Genomic DNA, 443 nt, shown 5'->3' on the forward strand with positions numbered 1-443 from the left:
ACTACTGGCGCCACAGGGACTACCGGCGCCACAGGCTCTACCGGCGCCACGGGCTCGACTGGCGCTACGGGTACCACCGGCGCCACGGGTACTACTGGCGCTACGGGTACCACCGGCGCCACGGGCTCCACTGGCGCCACGGGCACTACTGGCGCCACGGGCTCCACCGGCGCCACGGGCTCCACTGGCGCCACGGGCTCTACTGGCGCCACGGGCTCTACCGGCGCCACAGGCTCTACTGGCGCTACTGGAGCGACAGGTGCTACTGGAGCTACAGGTGCTACTGGGGCGACGGGGGCTACTGGAACTACCGGGACTACTGGCGCCACAGGCTCTACTGGCGCCACAGGCTCTACTGGCGCCACAGGCTCTACTGGCGCCACAGGCTCTACTGGCGCCACGGGCTCCACTGGCGCCACGGGATCGACTGGCACCACGGGCTC

The 443-nt window shown here is 70.4% G+C and carries 1 protein-coding gene; it reads left to right on the plus strand.

Annotation, left to right across the window (positions count from 1 at the left end; all coding sequences use genetic code 11):
- Window positions 1-443 (plus strand): hypothetical protein (locus tag HPT30_RS00720; RefSeq protein WP_175369659.1); only part of this gene is annotated, 443 nt, incomplete at both ends.

It is taken from the genome of Paenibacillus agri (assembly GCF_013359945.1).
Classification (GTDB): Bacteria; Bacillota; Bacilli; order Paenibacillales; family Paenibacillaceae; genus Paenibacillus_AQ; species Paenibacillus_AQ agri.